Raw genomic sequence first — 14,195 nt, 5'->3', positions numbered from 1 at the left:
GAGTGCTCAAATCGATTGATTTCCAGGTCCTTCGCGAGGCACCGTCCCTGGCCCATTATCGGCGCGAATGGGTCCCGAGTCCCGGCATGGGACTGTCGGGAATCTGGCTCGGCGCAGTCGTCGCCGACGCATCCGGTCAGAACTACTGGGGGGTGCGGGGATGCGACGACTTCCTCACCGGAATGACCCACGTCGTGTCTCCGGTGTGCGGCTTTCGCTCGCTTCCGAAAGACCTTGGCGCCGAGGCGCCCCACCTCTATCCGGAGTACTCGACGCTCGACTGGTTCGAGCCGCTGCAGTACGTCGACGATGGTAAGGCGGTGCGGCTATCGTATCCGAGCGGGCGAATCGAACGCGACGCCAACGAGTTTCACTGGTATGACGCCAGCAATCGATGGGAGATCCACGGTCGGACGGTCAGCGACATCGTCCTCACCCACGTGCCCGCCCAGGACGGCATCGACGACGATGTCTATTACCGCCATGAGCTGATGTACGCCACCGGCAGGGTCGACGGTGTCGAGGTGTCCGGCTACGCACACCAGGACTTCGCGTACGGTCCGCCGAAAAAGGTGTACACCGAACTCCCGATCGCCCGTCACCTGCAAGGCATGTGGGTGTCTTGGCTGCATGAGTTCGACGATGGGCAGTTGGGCGGCGGCAGCTTCTGGCAGGGGCGCGACGGCGTGGCTTTCGGGCCGGGCTATCAGCTTAAAGACGGTGTCACCACGGCGCATACGGACATCGTTGCGAAGCCGACTTTCAACCAGGCCGGAAGGATGTCCGCGCTCGAGGCGACCATCGGCGCCGATTCTTACACCTTCACCTTCGAATCCAGCGGTAGCCCGCTGCACGTCTTCGGTTCCGTGACCGCAATCTCGTCGGGTGCGCGGCCGGCGCGAAGCTGGTGCTGGGTCGAGTACGCCGGAAACATGCTGACACCGGAACTTCTCGACGCGGCCACCGCCGTGTTCGCGCTGGCGCGCGGACTCGGCTGACCACGGATCAGATGAAGTCGGACCCGCCGTCGACGTTGACGGTGGCACCTGTCACGTAGCCGTTTCGCCGTGACGCCAGATAGGCGGTGACGGATGCGACCTCTTCGGGCAAACCGGCACGACCGACGTCGCAGGGATGGCCATACGTCCGCTCGACCCACGTCATCACATGCTTGGGATCCGATGAGTCCAGCCCCCCTGCGGCAAGCACTTCCCTCAGCGTCTCGGTGAAGCTAGCAGTCACAATGGTTCCGGGGCAGACGCAATTGACCAGGATACCCTCGGCGCCAAGGCTTTTAGACAGGTTCTTGGTGAAACTGGACAGGGCTGATTTGGTGGCCGTGTAAGCCACCAGGCGCGGGCTCTGGCGCTGGATCGAGTGCGCCGAGAGGGTGACGATGCGGGCCCACTCGGCGGCTCGCAACATCGGCAGTGCGGCCCGCACCGAGCGCACAGCGGAGAGCGTTCCCAGTTCGAACGCGGCGTGCCAGTCGTCGTCATCGAGATCCTCGAATGCGCCCGCGTTCGGTCCGACGGTGTGCACCAGGACGTTCAGGCTGTCCCAGGCATGACCAACGGACGCGAACGCCGATGCGATGGATTCGGTGTCGGACATGTCGACGCTGATCGTCAGCACTTCGGGAGCTCCCGCACTGCGGATTTGCCTCGCAGCCGAGTCCAAGTCGGCCTGGCCGCGCGCCATGATCGCCACGGAAGCGCCCTCGGCGCCGAGCCCCTCGGGGATCGCCAGCCCCATTCCCTTGCTGCCTCCGGTGACAACCGCGGTGGCGCCGTCGAAACCCAGATCCATTGAGCCGTCCTCTGAGGTGCTGTGAAGGGCTACTGGCCCTTGATGATTCGGGGCGCCAGGTGAACGATCTCGCTGACCACTGTCGGGTTGGCGCGCGACATCGCGATCAGGGAAAGCATTGCGTTGGCCACGTCCTCCACCGTAGACATCTCGTCCGGGATCTGACCCCCGTGCGCCCAGGCGCGGTATAGATCGGCCAGCAGGTCCCGGTCGGCTCCGCGCAGGATCTCGGTGTCACAAGTGGGGCCGACGCTGACCCGGATCACGGCGATCTCGGGATGTTCGGCCCGCCAGGAGCGCAAGATCTCGTCGAGCGCGGCCTTGCTCGCGTGATAGGCGGCCACACCCGCGCGGGGGCGGCCTACATCGTGGCTCGACGCGATGACGACCGTCGCGCTGTCGGTCAAGTGGGGGAGGGCCGTCCGCAGTACGTGGGAGGCCCCTACGGCGTTGACGGCGTACGCGTGCAGCCAGGTCTCCACGTCGGTCTCTTCGATCAGCGCGAACGGCACCACGGCACTGGTGAAAACCACTGCGTCGAGCTTCCCGAAGTTGGCGGCAACGGCGCTGATGACGGATTCGATGGCGCGCGGATCGGACACGTCGAGTTCGTGGGCCGTTCCACCGAGCCGATCAGCTAGTTCCGAAAGGCGGTCTACCCGCCGTGCGGCGAGGGCCACCGCAGCACCCCTGGAGTGGGCGGCAAGGGCCAACGCCTGCCCGATGCCGGACGATGCCCCGATGATCAACATCCGCGTCCCCGCGATGCTGGAGTGCCGGTCGCTCATTGCCTGCTTCCTTCGGATGTTTTCATGATTGATGGCTGCGCCGACACTACCTTGATTCTCGCATATGAGAATCATTATTCTCAGGCGGGCCGGATCGGCCGCGCTCGACTCGGGCAAAACGGCCGGTTCCGGGGCAGCTGTGCTGCCTTTCGTCGATCGGCGCTGACATGGGCGGTGCGACGAACGGGACGCGTGTCGGTCAGCAAAAGAAACCGCCGGCAAACCCGCGGAGGTCACGGGGCAAAGTCTGACAAAACTGGGCGGAAGGCTTGTTTGCGATTTGCGATAGCGAATACTCTCGACGAGACGACCTGCTCGGCGGGTAAGGAAGGACGACCGCGTGACGCAAACCGTGGGCGGCCAGCCGTACTTCCACCCGTCCGACTTCGAGATCGACGACGCCCCGTATCCGGTGTGGCAGCGCATGCGTGATGCCCTGCCCCTCTACCACCACGAGAAGTATGGATTCTGTGCGCTGAGCCGATCCGAGGGCGTCGCGCGCGAGCTCACCAGTTGCGACGACTACCGCTCGGGCAAGGGCACCATCATCGAAGTCATCCTCAAGGCCTCCCTCCCTGCGAGGTCATGACGTGGCGAATACCGTTGACTCCAACACTGCTACGGGCTCCGTCGAACCGGTTGATGCCAGCGCGTCAACGCTGCTGACCAGGGCCGGGTGGGGGCTTTTCACCGTCGCTTACCTGGCCTTCGCGGTATTGACCGTCGCGACCGTTCAAACGGGCACTCACGGGGATCCCCGCACCACCAATCCCACCCCGGGCCCCGTGCCATATCCGCCCTTCCTCGGGTTCGATAACTGGCCGCTGGTAGTCGCCTTCAGTTCCATTCCGATGGCGCTCGGCCTGATCGGATCGTTGGTGTGGCTCTCGGTGCGACAGCGCAGGCTGCATTGGGCGGTGGTAATCGCGTTCGCAGGCCTGATCACCGGCGCACTGGATCCGTTGGCTAACTGGGCGACGTTCGCGATGTTCGACCCGCGCATGCTGCACTTCCCGCGGTCATGGCCGTATATGAACATCTCGCCCAACCTGGAGCCCGCGTTGTCATTCCTGGGGGGTTACGCGGCCTATTACCTACTCAATGGGCTGGGAATCCTGCAACTGCACGACCGCTTCTTGGATCCTATGGTCCGGAGAACCAGTTGGCTTGCGCGCCATCGGCTTGCCGCGGTTTTCTTCGGTGCGTTCGTCATCGCCATACCGCTTAACGGGTTCGTCCAGTTCAGCTGGTTGAGGTTCGGTATCTTCTACTACTCCGAGGCGGTGGGCCCGACGCTGCGGATCGGCCACATCCATTTCCCGCTCATCATGGCGGTGTACGACTCGTTCATCTTCGCGATGGTTGCCGTCATGTGTGTCCGCGACCAAGGGGGCGAGCTGGTGCTGATCAACCGGATTGCCCGCCGGCTTCCGGCGCGGTCGGGCCGCAAACAGGTCACGCTGACGCGCCAGCTCCTCGTTTCGGCTTCGGTGGGCCTCGTATCGTTCGGGGTACCGCTGGCGGTGTTGTCCGGGCTACGGGTCGCGGGGCTGTCCGCACCCGCATATGAGCAGAACCCGTATCCGAATGTCAAGGTATACGACCCGTATGGGCATCTCGAGGAATCGGGCAAGCCGGGGCCCTTCTACACATGAGCCCGATCCGAAGGGTCCCCCACCAGCGTGTCGAATCGATAATCGCAATTTCGTTGATCGGAGGCAGCGGTGATGACTGACCACGGTTTCGGCCGCCATCGAGTCGTCCACATCGGTACGGGTCTCACGGGAAGAGAAGCGTTGCGGGCCACGATTCTCGATCCGGCACTGGACCTTGTCGGGATAAAGGTGTCGACACCGAGCAAGGTCGGCACAGATGCGGGTCGGCTCTGCGGGGTCGCGGACGTGGGAGTGACGGCCACCGACGACATGGCGGAAATCATTGCACTAAAGCCCGATTGTGTGTCCTACTGTGCGACGGCGGTGCGGCGGGAGGAGGACGCGATCGCGGATATGGCCGCGCTGCTGGAATCAGGGATCAACGTCGTTACAATCTCGACCATCCCGATGGTCTACCCGCCGGCTGCGCCGAAACACTGGCGTACCGCGCTCGATTTGGCTGCGAAGAAGGGCAATTCGACCCTTTACGCTACGGGTAGCGAACCCGGATTCATAAGCCTCAACCTTCCGACCGCCCTGCTCGCCGGCGCGGGCACCGTCGATTCGTATCGGATGGACGAGTACGCGGTGGACTTGGACAAGTCCTATCCGATCTGGGATGTGTTGCACGAGTCAATGGGTTTCGGCAAGCCGGATGGCCACGTACCCGCCCGGATAGCTTCGGGCAAGGTGAATCACGACTGGGAGGCGGTCGTGCGTTACCTTGCGGACGTACTTGGGATCGAACTCGACCGTGTGGAACTCGACTGGGAGACCCTGCTCGCTCCCGTTGATCTACCAACTGCGGTGGGCGTGCTGCCGTCGGGAACGATCTGCGGGCATCGCTGGCAGCTTTCCGGAGTCGCCAACGACCGGCCAGTAGTGGCAGTCCAATATTTCGCGACGGTGAGTTCGACACCGTGGCCCGAACACTGGCCGAAGCCCTCGCGCGTGGAACAGGGCGGAATGGTCTTTCGTGTCGAAGGAAATCCCAGCATGAGCCTGGAACTGTACCTCGAACCGTCCAAGGAAAATCACGTCAATCCGGGAATCACGGCCACCGCGATGGCCGCGGTGAATGCCATTCCTCGCGTGGTGGCCGCAGCGCCTGGCGTCATCGAATGGCCCCTGGCCGGACCCGAAATCGTTACTCGGCTCTCCCGCACCGGACGATGACCCTATTCGCGCTGTTACACGGCGGGCTGCATTACGGCTCCTGCTGGGATGCGGTCACCACGGAGCTGGCGCGGCGAGGCCATCGCGTGATCGCACCTGATCTCCCGGTCGATGACGACTCGGCCGGGGCGCTGGAGTGGGCGCAAGTGGCGATCGCTGCGATTGAGCGAGAAGCTGATGGCGCATCCGACGACGTTGTCGTTGTCGCGCACTCGATTTCGGGACTTTGCGCACCCGTCATCGCCACGCTGTACCCGGTGCGCCGAATGGTGTTTGTCGGTGGCCTCCTGCCCGTCCCGGGCCACTCGTTCGTCGAACACCTGGCCGCCAACCCCGATGCGATCACATTTCCCGAGCCGCAAGAACAAGGTACCGGACCGTTCGGTCTTACCTGGGAATCGGTGCGGGAAGGCTTTTACCATGATTGCCCGGAATCGATGGCACGTCATGCGTTCAGCGAACTACGGCACCAGGCGTTCACCGTGTTCACGGAGCGTTGCCCGATCAGCCGCTGGCCCGATACGCCGTCGACCTACGTGCTCATGCGGGACGACCGCGCCGTGGGGGAGTCGTGGGCTCGGCGCAACGCGATCGGCAGGATCGGGGCACGGGTCGTCGAATTGGACGGCGGCCACTCGCCGTTCTTTGCCCGTCCGGCCGAGCTGAGTGCGGTGCTGCTAAGCCTGGACGACCCCGACATGCTGAAATTGCAGCTGCGGTAACAAACTTCGACTCATCTGATGCCAGCCACGCAACCGCGTTCGCGACGTCCGCGGGCATCGTCACCGCGTAGGCAGCAGTTGCTTGGTGAAGCCGTATTGTGGATGAGGGTAACGGCGCGGTCCGATGTTCACCGTCTAGCGAAATCCAGCGCGTTGCGGGGCGCGGTGATCGGCAGATCCAGCGATGTGGCGATGCCGGGAGCCGCATCGATGACGTACGGGATGGCGTTGACAACGCGCATGGCCGTCGCCTCCATGGCGTTGTCATTCGCCGATGCCGCGGTGCCTTCGGTACCGAAGCGAAGGTCACAGTGGATGTGCGGTTCACCCTCGATCACGATGCGGTAAGTGCCGTGTGGCGCCGACGCCCACTGCGGCGCCAGGTCGGGAGCCATGCGGTTGATGTGCTCGATGGTGATCACCGGATGGCCGGCGACTACCCCGGTGGTCTCGGCCCTCACTGCTCCGCAGGTGCCGGCCGGAATCAAGCCGCACGCCACGTGTAGGTCGCGTGGCGTGATCACGCGCTCGTAGCGTTCGGTGATCTCGTCGAGTTCGACGTCGAGGGCGCGGGCGACGAGACCGATCGGTGGTCCCCAGGCGAACCGCTGTGCGCCCTCGAGTTCGAGCATCGGTTTGAAATCCAGTGGGCGACCGAAACCCATGGCGTCGAACATCAGGTACTCGTTGGGATAGGCCGAGTAGTCAAAGATCTCTTGTGCACGGACCGAGCGGATCGTGTTAGACAGGGTGGACAGTATGACGGCGAACTGGTCGCCGGCGAAGCCGGGTTCGATACCGGACGTGTATATCGTGGCGCCGCCGGCGAGCGCCGCGGCCCGCACCTGATCGGCCAGGTTGGGAATCCACCGGTCGGGAAACATCATTCCGGGCGTGTTGGTCGTGACCACATTGATGCCGGCCCTCAAAATGCGGAGATAGTCGCGCACCGCGGCCGCATCCATTTCGTCGCTCATGGCCGCATACACCACGCAGTCGGGCTTGAGCTTGATGATGTCGTCGAGATCGGCGGTGGTCGTGACGCCGACGGGGCCGACCCCGACTACCTCACCGGCGTCGCGGCCCGCCTTCTCGGGACTGTGCACCCATACACCGACCAGGTCGAGGTGTGCGCGGCGGTTGATCGCGCGCAAGGCGATGCTGCCCACTCCACCGGTGGATATGACTGCGACGCGTAAGATTTGGTCTACCACGTCAATTGCTCCTTCGTAGGGTGCTTTTGCGCTACAGGTCGGGAATTGGCAGGGATGAATTCGGCCCCTGGAGGCCACCGTCGACGATGAAGGTCGAATTGGTGGCATAGCAATCGCGGGTGGACAGATATAGCGTCAGTCGGCCGAGGTCCGCGACGTCGCCGATACGATGCAGGGGCGTCAGCTCCTTCAGCTTCTCCTCGGAGCCCGGCATGAGGTCGAAGCTTGACTGCAGTCCGGTCGTCATAAAGGCGCCCAGGGCGATGGCATTTACCCGGATCTTGGGGGCGAGCTCCTGCGCCATGGCTCGGGTCAGAGCTTCGAGCCCGCCCTTGGCCACGGAATAGGGCAACAATCCACGGATTCCGAATCGACCTGCACCGGAGGAGATGTTTACGATGGAGCCCCGTCCCACCTTCAACATGTGGGGCACCGCGAGCTGGCTCATGATGAAGGCAGAAGTGACGCAGTAGTCGAACGTCTGCCGAAGGTTGTCGTCGGTGAGGCTCAGAAATGGGCCATACGTTGCGAAACCAACGTTGTTGACGAGGATGTCGATTCGGCCGAACTTGTCGACGGCGGTTTGCACCACGCGTTCGCTGTCCGAACGTTTGAGTGCATCGGCAGTGAGCGCGAGGCCTGTACCGCCGGCTAGTTCGATATCCTTGACCGTCGCTTCCACCTCGGACGAAGTTCGTGCCGTGCCAACGATGGTGGCGCCCGCTTCTGCGAGTACCTTGGCGATGCCTTCGCCGACGCCGCGTCCGGCGCCGGTGACTATCGCCACCTGACCGTCCAGCTTGAATTGTTCGAGTGCCATGAGCGCCTCTCCGCACGGGTTTTGGGTTCGCAGCGGCGAATCTACCGTAATGAGAATCAATATTTCCGGTTATCGGAAAGCGCCCTTTAGGGTGTCGTAGAGTCGTTCGTATGCCGCAGCCACTGTTGCACCACGTCGTGTTCGCGATCGGCCTCGAGCGGCTCGACCGCGCTGCGGAGTACCTGAGCGCATTGGGCTTTCAGTTCGAGGCTTTCGAGCTCGAGCACCTCGGCCTGCAAATCCGACTCGACTGGGACCGCGGTTTCGCGCTCATCGCTCCCACCGCGGCTGCACCGACGGACGCGGGCACCGCGGCGGAGTTCTTGTCCCGCAACGGCGACGGCCTGTTCTCTGTCGTGATCCGTACCGCGGATTGTGATGCTGGCGAACACATCGCCGCGCGATACGGCGTCAAGCCCGACTTCCGGCAGCGGCACGAAGGTGACGGCTTCGAGCTGACCGAAGTCAAGCTGGAGCCGTTGTTCGGCATTCCGTTGACACTGATGACCACGAATATGGCAGACGAACAGCCGGTCACCCCTTAGGGTGCGCCAACAGTTCGCTGAGCTGTTGCGCCAGCTCCGACTTCTTGACCTTTCCGCTCGCGGTGAAAGGGAGTTCTTGCTTCGCGGTGACCCAGATGAACTTCGGAACCTTGTACGCCGACAACCGGCCACGCAGTTGCGCCCGCAAGGACTCGCCGTCGAGCGCCGAGTCGCCGCGTGGTACCACCGCCGCCGCGACCACCGTGCCGTGCTCCTCGCTCTCGGCGCCCACCACGTATGCCTCCAGCACGCCGTCGCAGTCGGCCAGCGCCCGCTCGACCTCGCTGGGTGTGATGTTGGTGCCGCCACCCGTCTTGATCAGATCGCCCAACCGACCGGTGAACCTGATCCAACCGTCGTTGTACTCGACGCCGCAGTCGCCCGTCCGGTAGTAGCCGTCTGGAGTGAACACCTCTTCGCGCTCACGTTTGTGCAGGCGTTGCATCAACGAGTATCCGCGAACCCAGATTTCGCCCGGCGCGCCGACGGGCACCGGCCGCCCCGTGTCAGGGTCGACGATCAGATGGTGCAGCCCTTCGATGGATACTCCACCGGTTTCGGACCGCTCGGGCGGCTGCGGCACATAGGGGTCGACCCCAATGTGGTTGCCGCACAGTTCCGTCATCCCCAGCGCGTTAGGGCCCTTGGGTCGACGCGCGGGCGGCACCATCGCGGGCATGCTGGTCCGTTGCACCGAGCTCAGATCGCGTCCAGGAAAATCGGGATGCTCGGCCAGAGTCTTACCCTGCTGGGGCCAGCCCAGCGTGATCGTCGCCCGGTGGCGCTCCATGAGTTCCAGGGCCTCGGCCGCGTCGAACGCGGGCTGGGTGACCAGCGTTGCGCCGTGGTGGATCACGGCATGCAATCCGGTGATCAGACCTCCCACCCAGAAGAAGGGCATGGCGGTGAACATCACGTCGTCGTGGGTGACCCCATAGGTGAACGTGAGGTTGTAGGTATGCCGCACCAGCGCGCCGTGGGTGTGGACGGGACCCTTCGGGTCTCCGGTACTGCCCGAGGTGTAGATGATCGTCGCGTCGTCGGCCGGCGTTACGCACAGTTCCACATCGACCAGGAAGTCGGTGTCGCTGGCCGACATGTTGCCATCGCCGTCGATCGTTGTCGTCCAGGCCTGATCGGATGGCCCCCACACGGCAACGGTCCGCAGGAACGGCGCTTTGGGTACGGCGATGCGGCCCGGCTCGCGCTGATCCGACAGCCCCGGCAGCGCCTCCCGGAGGCGGGCGAGGAAGTCGTGATTGCGGAACCGCGACCACGTCAGGATCGCGTGCAGGTCGGCATGGCGTGCGGTCCAGGCGAGTTCGGACGCCTGGTAAAAGGTGTTGAGCGGCACCGCGACCGCGCCGATGCGTGTGGTGGCGAACCAGGCCAGGGCCCAATCGACGCTGTTCGGCATCAAGATTCCGACGTGATCGCCCTTGCTTATACCCTCCGCCAGCAGGGCGATCGCCAGCGCAGCCGAGCGCCGGTCGAGGTCGATATAGGTCAATTCCTGACCATCGGCGATGAGGAACGGCTTGTCCCCGAAACGTGCCGCGCAGGATCTCACCAGAGCGGGAATCGTGGGCAAGATCTTCGGGAAGGGCATGAGCGCAGGATAGTAGCATTTGCAGAAAACGAGAACAAAGGTTCTCATTCGTTGCTTTCGGCCTACAATTCCGCCATGGCCGCAGAAGCGGGGCGTCGGTCCACTGGCGATCGTTTGGACCGGGTCGAATCGAGTCTCGCGATCAGCCAGCTGCCCAGTAGATACGCGATGGCCCTCGACGCCCGGGATCTCAACGCGCTGGTGGCGTTGTTCGTCGACGACGTCGACGCCGGCGCGGAAGGCCGCGGCAGGGATGCGCTGAAGCGTTGGTACGACCGGGTACTTCGGCGGTTCTACCGCAGCATCCACCTGATCTGCGGCCACCAGTTCGATTTCGTCGACCCTGACCACGCGACCGGATCGGTGTATTGCCGCGCCGAACACGAGGACGGCGACGGGTGGTTTGTGATCACGATGCGTTACGACGATGTCTACGAGCGCCGCGGCGGCCAGTGGTGCTTCGTCAAGCGGCGGGAGCATCCTTGGTACTCGGTCGACGTGACGGAGCGCCCGGGTCCGGAATTCATGCGCTGGCCGACCGACGTTCGGTTGCGTGCGGCCATGCCCCAGCGCATGCCGACGTGGCGGGCCTTCTGGGCCGACGGAGATCCCGCGCTGCCCGAGCGGTTATCGGCGCGCCCATAGCCTCCGGCGCCGGTTGCCTCACGCGCCGACGCGGTTTACAAATCCCTCCGAAACTGACATTCTCAGATAATGCAATCGCGCGTTTTCGCCGTTGCTACCCTGCCGGTGCACTCGCACCCGTACCACTGAGACCGATGGAGGCCGTCATTTCCGACGACAAAGTGCTCAGCGGCGTCCGCGTGTTGGAGGTCGCGGCGTGGACCTTCGTCCCGTCGGCCGGCGCCGTGCTCGCCGAGTGGGGGGCCGAGGTTATCAAGGTCGAGCCCCGCGAGGGCGGTGATCCACAGCGTGGCCTGGTCACGATGGGCATCGTGGACGAGGGCGGCGGCGCGGTCAACTACATGATCGAGATACCGAATCGGGGGAAGAAGTCCATAGGCGTCGATCTGAGCACACCCGGCGGCCAGGACGTCATCCGTAAGCTCGCTGCCACGTGCGACGTATTCCTCACCAGCTATCTGCCGACTCGCCGCAAGAAGATGGGCATCGACGTCGACGACATCAGGGCAGCGAATCCCGGCATCGTGTACGTGCGCGGGTCAGGCCACGGCCCGAAGGGTCCCGATTCGGACAAGCCTGGCTACGACGGCGTCTCCTACTGGGCGCGCGGCGGCATCGCCGCCATGCTCACCGAAGACGGCGACGAGTTGGTGCGGTCGCGGCCCGCCTTCGGAGATCTCCTCGGGGGCATGGCGATCGCCGGCGGGATCGCGGCCGCTCTGTACAGGAAGGCGACCACCGGCCAGGGTTCGGTGGTGGATGTCTCCCTGCTCGGGCTGGCCGCGTGGAACCTCAGCCCCGACGTCGCGGTGAGCCAGATCCACGGTGGCAGCTCGATCCCGAAGTACAGCCACGCCGACGCACCCAACCCGCTGGTGGGGACCTACCGCACCAAGGACGACCGCTACGTCCAGCTGATGATGCTGCAACTCGACAAGTTCTACCCGGAAGCGATGCGCGCCATCGGCCTGCCCGAATTGGTCGAGGATGAGCGGTTTGCCAGTCCCGCAGCACGTTTCGCCAACCGCACGGAACTCATCTCGCTCATGGACGAGGTGTTCGCAAAACGCACACTCGCGCAATGGCGCGAACAGCTGGCCGAACTCTCTGGCGCCTGGGGGGTTGTCCAAACCCCCGGAGAACTCTGTGATGACCCGGCGGTGACCGCCAACGGCTATGTCGCGAACACCGCCACGATGAACGGCTCGCCATACTCATTGCCCACAAACCCCGTCCAGTTCGACGAACGGGCCGTTGTCCCGCCGGGCGCACCCGAACACGGCCAGCACACCGAAGAGGTCTTGATGGAGGCAGGCTTGGACTGGGACACCATCGCGACCTACAAGGAAACCGGGGCGATCCTATGAGTGCAACGCCATCGCAGATCGCGTCTGAGAATCCTGTTGATTTCGACCCGTTCTCGGACGACTTCTTCAATGGAGCGTTCGACACGTACCGTCGCCTGCGCGACGAGGCTCCCGTTTATTACAACGCAAAGTGGGACTTCTGGGCCTTGACCCGTTACGACGACGTGGCGCCCGCTACCAAAGACTACGAAACCTTCTCGTCTGCCAAGGGCGCCACGCTGGACATGGTGCAGGCGCACGACGATGCGCTGCCGGTGCCCAAAGTGATCATCTCGATGGACCCGCCCGAACATCAGAAGATGCGCCGGCTGGTGAGCAACGTGTTCACCCCCCGCGCCATCGCCGCGCTGGAAGACATGGTGCGCGAGAAGGTCTACGAGCGCATTCATGCGCTCGACCCGTCCTCCTTCGACGTGGTAGCCGACTTCTCGGCCCTGTTTCCGAACGAGGTCATCACCACCATGCTGGGAGTGCCGAAGCAGGACCGCGACCAGATTCGTCTCTGGCTCGATCTGCTGCTTGAACGGCGCCCCGGTGAGATCGCCACCACCGCAGAGGGTTTCGAGGCCTCGACGAAGACGGGGATCTATTACTACAACCTGGTGCAGAAGCGCCGTGCCGAACCCTGCGACGACATGATCAGCCGGCTCATCGAGACCGAGATCGAGCGAGACGGGCAGGTCGAGAAGCTCACCGATGTGGATATCACCGGCTTCGCGACCATGCTCGGGGGAGCGGGCGCGGAGACCGTCACCAAGCTCATCGGCAATGCCATGGTCGCCTTCGCCGACTTTCCCGACCAGTGGCAGAAGTTGCAGAAGGACCGTAGCAAGATTCCGGCCGCGATCGAAGAGTTGCTGCGCTACGAAGCGCCGTCACAGTACCAGGTCCGCACCGCTACCCGCGATGTGACGTTGCACGGCAAGACAATTCCCGAGGGTAGCGCCGTCCTGCTCGTCACGGGTTCAGCGACGCGCGATGAGCGGATGTTCCCTGATCCTGACCGATTGGACATCGACAGGGAGCGCAAAATGGGCTTCAATCTCGCCTTTGGCTACGGCATACACAGTTGTTTGGGGGCCGCGTTGGCGAGGATGGAGAGCCGCATCGCCCTAGGCGCGCTGCTCGATCTCCTCCCCGAGTACGAAGTCGATCGCAGCGGGTTGCGGCGGGTGGCAATGTCCAATGTTTGCGGGTGGTCCAATGTCCCCGTCGCACGGCGGGCGGGCTAGCGCCTCTTGAGTCCGTCACTCAGGAATCCCCGCACGACGTGGGCACGGACGAAGTCGGCGACCACGTCGTCGTCGCCCATGTCGAGATAGGGCGACGGGGTGGTGAACAACGAGAACAACATCCGCGCGAACCACTCGGTCGCCGACCGGATGTCAAGGTCACCGCGGACCTCGCCGGTCAGCCGCGCCGCGGAGACATACGGTGCGAGAAACTCGCTGCATTCCCGCAGGAGGGTCGACGCATTCTTGGTCAACATCAGGCTGACCTCGTCCTGGTCGAAATACGATTCGGGCTCCACGACTCGGCGCGCCTGAGCGACGAAAACGCCTGCACGCGTTAGCTTTTCCTCCAGCGTGCTGCCGCCGTGCCGATCGATCGCCGTGGCCAGCCTGCGATAGAAGCGCTGGGACGCCGCCTCCGCACAGCTTTCGACGATCGTCTCCTTGTCCCGGAAGTACTCGTAGAACGTGCTCCTGGACACATCCGCGACACGTGCGATGTCGACGATCGTCGTTTTCCGCAACCCGTGCGTGCGGAAACAGGCGAACGCAGCCGAGATGAGCACCTCGCGGGTGTCGACCGCCGTCGCGTACGTCATCTCGATTCCCGGCT

At 63.9% G+C, this 14,195-nt stretch carries 15 protein-coding genes; 9 read left to right on the top strand and 6 right to left on the bottom strand.

All coding sequences use genetic code 11. From position 1 onward, the window contains the following. Nucleotides 1-2: 2 nt before the first annotated feature. On the top strand, nucleotides 3-998 hold the full coding sequence (locus QGN30_RS18445) for a hypothetical protein (protein WP_038535737.1): 996 nt from the start codon (nucleotides 3-5) through the stop codon (nucleotides 996-998). 7 nt (nucleotides 999-1,005) lie between these two features. On the opposite strand, the gene QGN30_RS18440 is transcribed toward QGN30_RS18445, so the two are convergent. Beyond that, nucleotides 1,006-1,809: an SDR family NAD(P)-dependent oxidoreductase gene (locus QGN30_RS18440; RefSeq protein ID WP_038535739.1), complete on the bottom strand. Its 804-nt coding sequence runs from the start codon at nucleotides 1,807-1,809 to the stop codon at nucleotides 1,006-1,008. A 29-nt stretch (nucleotides 1,810-1,838) separates the two neighbouring features. Then, nucleotides 1,839-2,597, bottom strand: a complete 759-nt coding sequence (locus QGN30_RS18435; RefSeq protein WP_009976099.1) for an SDR family oxidoreductase — start codon at nucleotides 2,595-2,597, stop codon at nucleotides 1,839-1,841. Nucleotides 2,598-2,937: 340 nt separating this feature from the next. Here QGN30_RS18435 and QGN30_RS18430 point away from each other — a divergent pair, with 340 nt between their 5' ends. The 4 genes from QGN30_RS18430 to QGN30_RS18415 all read left to right on the top strand — a co-directional run bounded on the left by QGN30_RS18430 (nucleotide 2,938) and on the right by QGN30_RS18415 (nucleotide 6,150). Beyond that, nucleotides 2,938-3,186 (top strand): cytochrome, encoded by a 249-nt coding sequence (locus QGN30_RS18430; RefSeq protein ID WP_198347167.1) that lies wholly within the window; start codon nucleotides 2,938-2,940, stop codon nucleotides 3,184-3,186. A 1-nt stretch (nucleotide 3,187) separates the two neighbouring features. Further along, nucleotides 3,188-4,252: a spirocyclase AveC family protein gene (locus tag QGN30_RS18425; RefSeq protein ID WP_038535740.1), complete on the top strand. Its 1,065-nt coding sequence runs from the start codon at nucleotides 3,188-3,190 to the stop codon at nucleotides 4,250-4,252. A 252-nt stretch (nucleotides 4,253-4,504) separates the two neighbouring features. Continuing rightward, nucleotides 4,505-5,428: a dihydrodipicolinate reductase gene (locus tag QGN30_RS18420; protein WP_038538557.1), complete on the top strand. Its 924-nt coding sequence runs from the start codon at nucleotides 4,505-4,507 to the stop codon at nucleotides 5,426-5,428. Next, on the top strand, nucleotides 5,425-6,150 hold the full coding sequence (locus QGN30_RS18415) for an alpha/beta fold hydrolase (protein ID WP_014941635.1): 726 nt from the start codon (nucleotides 5,425-5,427) through the stop codon (nucleotides 6,148-6,150). The genes QGN30_RS18420 and QGN30_RS18415 overlap by 4 nt, the downstream gene beginning before the upstream one ends. A 128-nt stretch (nucleotides 6,151-6,278) precedes the next feature. On the opposite strand, the gene QGN30_RS18410 is transcribed toward QGN30_RS18415, so the two are convergent. Further along, nucleotides 6,279-7,319, bottom strand: a complete 1,041-nt coding sequence (locus QGN30_RS18410) for an NAD(P)H-dependent amine dehydrogenase family protein (protein WP_014941636.1) — start codon at nucleotides 7,317-7,319, stop codon at nucleotides 6,279-6,281. Nucleotides 7,320-7,395: 76 nt separating this feature from the next. Further along, nucleotides 7,396-8,184 (bottom strand): SDR family NAD(P)-dependent oxidoreductase, encoded by a 789-nt coding sequence (locus QGN30_RS18405; protein WP_009976108.1) that lies wholly within the window; start codon nucleotides 8,182-8,184, stop codon nucleotides 7,396-7,398. A gap of 137 nt (nucleotides 8,185-8,321) precedes the next feature. Here QGN30_RS18405 and QGN30_RS18400 point away from each other — a divergent pair, with 137 nt between their 5' ends. Continuing rightward, nucleotides 8,322-8,729 (top strand): hypothetical protein, encoded by a 408-nt coding sequence (locus QGN30_RS18400; protein ID WP_248913594.1) that lies wholly within the window; start codon nucleotides 8,322-8,324, stop codon nucleotides 8,727-8,729. Here QGN30_RS18400 and QGN30_RS18395 read toward each other — a convergent pair. Next, nucleotides 8,719-10,338, bottom strand: a complete 1,620-nt coding sequence (locus tag QGN30_RS18395; RefSeq protein ID WP_009956520.1) for a class I adenylate-forming enzyme family protein — start codon at nucleotides 10,336-10,338, stop codon at nucleotides 8,719-8,721. The two genes, QGN30_RS18400 and QGN30_RS18395, sit on opposite strands and share 11 nt — an antisense overlap. A gap of 168 nt (nucleotides 10,339-10,506) precedes the next feature. On the opposite strand from QGN30_RS18395, the gene QGN30_RS18390 reads away from it, so the two are divergent. The 3 genes from QGN30_RS18390 to QGN30_RS18380 all read left to right on the top strand — a co-directional run bounded on the left by QGN30_RS18390 (nucleotide 10,507) and on the right by QGN30_RS18380 (nucleotide 13,582). Beyond that, entirely contained in the window at nucleotides 10,507-10,983 is a 477-nt protein-coding gene (locus tag QGN30_RS18390) for a nuclear transport factor 2 family protein (RefSeq protein ID WP_326567361.1), read from the top strand. A 134-nt stretch (nucleotides 10,984-11,117) separates the two neighbouring features. Next, entirely contained in the window at nucleotides 11,118-12,350 is a 1,233-nt protein-coding gene (locus QGN30_RS18385) for a CaiB/BaiF CoA transferase family protein (protein WP_248923597.1), read from the top strand. Further along, a complete protein-coding gene (locus QGN30_RS18380; RefSeq protein WP_009956517.1) occupies nucleotides 12,347-13,582 on the top strand; it encodes a cytochrome P450 in 1,236 nt (411 codons plus the stop codon). Before QGN30_RS18385 ends, QGN30_RS18380 begins: the two co-directional genes overlap by 4 nt. Here the strand turns inward: QGN30_RS18380 and QGN30_RS18375 are convergent. After that, nucleotides 13,579-14,181: a TetR/AcrR family transcriptional regulator gene (locus QGN30_RS18375; protein ID WP_009956515.1), complete on the bottom strand. Its 603-nt coding sequence runs from the start codon at nucleotides 14,179-14,181 to the stop codon at nucleotides 13,579-13,581. The genes QGN30_RS18380 and QGN30_RS18375 overlap by 4 nt on opposite strands. Nucleotides 14,182-14,195 lie beyond the last annotated feature (14 nt).

The organism is Mycobacterium sp. 3-98 (assembly GCF_035918355.1).
Classification (GTDB): Bacteria; Actinomycetota; Actinomycetes; order Mycobacteriales; family Mycobacteriaceae; genus Mycobacterium; species Mycobacterium intracellulare.
The sequence above is the reverse complement of the archived record's forward strand: the minus strand, read 5'-3'. Positions and strand labels throughout refer to the sequence as shown.

Coding starts and splice junctions, on each gene's coding strand:
- QGN30_RS18440 (WP_038535739.1), bottom strand. CDS start 1,809: ATGGATCTGGGTTTCGACGGCGCCACCGCGGTTGTCACCGGAGGCAGC.
- QGN30_RS18435 (WP_009976099.1), bottom strand. CDS start 2,597: ATGAGCGACCGGCACTCCAGCATCGCGGGGACGCGGATGTTGATCATC.
- QGN30_RS18415 (WP_014941635.1), top strand. CDS start 5,425: ATGACCCTATTCGCGCTGTTACACGGCGGGCTGCATTACGGCTCCTGC.
- QGN30_RS18405 (WP_009976108.1), bottom strand. CDS start 8,184: ATGGCACTCGAACAATTCAAGCTGGACGGTCAGGTGGCGATAGTCACC.
- QGN30_RS18395 (WP_009956520.1), bottom strand. CDS start 10,338: ATGCCCTTCCCGAAGATCTTGCCCACGATTCCCGCTCTGGTGAGATCC.
- QGN30_RS18390 (WP_326567361.1), top strand. CDS start 10,507: ATGGCCCTCGACGCCCGGGATCTCAACGCGCTGGTGGCGTTGTTCGTC.
- QGN30_RS18385 (WP_248923597.1), top strand. CDS start 11,118: ATGGAGGCCGTCATTTCCGACGACAAAGTGCTCAGCGGCGTCCGCGTG.
- QGN30_RS18380 (WP_009956517.1), top strand. CDS start 12,347: ATGAGTGCAACGCCATCGCAGATCGCGTCTGAGAATCCTGTTGATTTC.
- QGN30_RS18375 (WP_009956515.1), bottom strand. CDS start 14,181: ATGACGTACGCGACGGCGGTCGACACCCGCGAGGTGCTCATCTCGGCT.